Origin of the sequence: Bradyrhizobium sp. NBAIM08, assembly GCF_020193935.1 — a bacterium.
Taxonomy (GTDB): Bacteria; Pseudomonadota; Alphaproteobacteria; order Rhizobiales; family Xanthobacteraceae; genus Bradyrhizobium; species Bradyrhizobium yuanmingense.
In genome coordinates, this window is the sequence record NZ_JADYVR010000039.1 from 1 (window position 1) to 1,970 (window position 1,970).

Genomic DNA, 1,970 nt, shown 5'->3' on the forward strand with positions numbered 1-1,970 from the left:
AAGGCCGCGCCGAAGAAGTCGATGGCCGACGAGATGGCGGGCGAGGGCGACCGCATCGCCAACCAGTCGATCCGCGTCAACGTGGATACGCTGGAGCACCTGATGACCATGGTCTCCGAGCTGGTCCTGACCCGCAACCAGCTCTTGGAGATCTCCCGCCGCAACGAGGACACCGAGTTCAAGGTGCCGCTGCAGCGCCTCTCCAACGTCACCGCCGAGCTGCAGGAAGGCGTCATGAAGACGCGCATGCAGCCGATCGGCAATGCCTGGCAGAAGCTGCCCCGCATCGTCCGCGACCTCTCATCCGAACTCGGCAAGCAGATCGAACTCGAGATGCACGGCGCCGACACCGAGCTCGACCGCCAGGTGCTCGATCTGATCAAGGACCCGCTCACCCACATGGTGCGCAACTCCGCCGATCATGGCCTCGAGACCCCCGCCGAGCGCCTCGCCAGCGGCAAGGGCGAGCAGGGCACCATCCGCCTCTCCGCCTATCACGAGGGCGGCCACATCATCATCTGCATCGCCGACAACGGCCGCGGCCTCAACACCGAGAAGATCAAGGCCAAGGCGCTCTCGTCCGGTCTCGTCACCGAGGCCGAGCTCGAGAAGATGAGCGAAGCCCAGATCCACAAGTTCATCTTCGCGCCGGGCTTCTCCACTGCCGCTGCCATCACCTCGGTCTCGGGCCGCGGCGTCGGCATGGACGTGGTCCGCACCAATATCGACCAGATCGGCGGCACCATCGACATCAAGAGCGTGGCCGGCGAAGGAAGCTCCGTCACCATCAAGATCCCGCTGACGCTCGCCATCGTCTCGGCGCTGATCGTCGAAGCCGCCGGCGACCGCTTTGCGATCCCGCAGCTCTCGGTGGTGGAATTGGTCCGTGCCCGCGCCAACTCCGAGCACCGCATCGAGCGCATCAAGGACACCGCGGTCCTCAGGCTCCGCAACAAGCTGCTGCCGCTGATTCATCTGAAGAAGCTCCTGAAGATCGACGACGGCGCGGCCTCCGATCCCGAGAACGGCTTCATCGTGGTGACGCAAGTCGGCAGCCAGACCTTTGGCATCGTCGTCGATGGCGTGTTCCACACCGAAGAAATCGTGGTCAAGCCGATGTCGACAAAACTGCGTCACATCGACATGTTCTCCGGCAACACCATTCTGGGTGATGGCGCGGTCATCATGATCATCGATCCCAACGGCATCGCCAAGGCGCTCGGCGCCGCCGGCTCCTCGGCCCATGACATGGGTGACGAAGCGGCCGGCCATCACATCGGAAGTGGCGAGCAGACCACCTCGCTGCTGGTGTTCCGCGCCGGCTCGTCGCAGCCCAAGGCGGTTCCGCTCGGCCTCGTCACGCGCCTGGAAGAGCTGCCGGCCGACAAGATCGAGTTCTCGAACGGCCGCTACATGGTGCAGTACCGCGAGCAGCTGATGCCGCTGGTGGCCATGGAAGGCGTCACCATTGCGAGCCAGGGCGCCCAGCCGATCCTGGTGTTCGCCGACGACGGCCGCTCCATGGGCCTCGTCGTCGACGAGATCATCGACATCGTCGAGGAACGCCTCAACATCGAGGTCGGCGGCTCCTCCTCCGGCGTTCTCGGCTCGGCCGTGATCAAGGGCCAGGCCACCGAGGTGATCGACGTCGGCCACTTCCTGCCGATGGCGTTCGCCGACTGGTTCACCCGCAAGGAGATGAAGCCGTCGCTGCATTCGCAGTCGGTGCTGCTGGTCGACGACTCGGCCTTCTTCCGCAACATGCTGGCGCCGGTGCTGAAGGCCGCCGGCTACCGCGTCCGCACCGCGCCGACCGCGCAGGAGGGCCTCGCGGCACTGCGCGCCCAAAGCTTCGACGTGATCCTGACCGACATCGAGATGCCCGATATGAACGGGTTCGAGTTCGCGGAAGTCGTCCGCTCCGACAACAACCTCGCTGCGACGCCGATCATCGGCCTGTCGGCGCTGGT

1 protein-coding gene is annotated in these 1,970 nt (G+C 65.3%); it reads left to right on the forward strand.

Annotation, left to right across the window (positions count from 1 at the left end; genetic code table 11):
- On the forward strand, window positions 1-1,970 hold a 1,970-nt coding region (locus I6F37_RS38245), incomplete at both ends, for a hybrid sensor histidine kinase/response regulator (protein WP_225154116.1).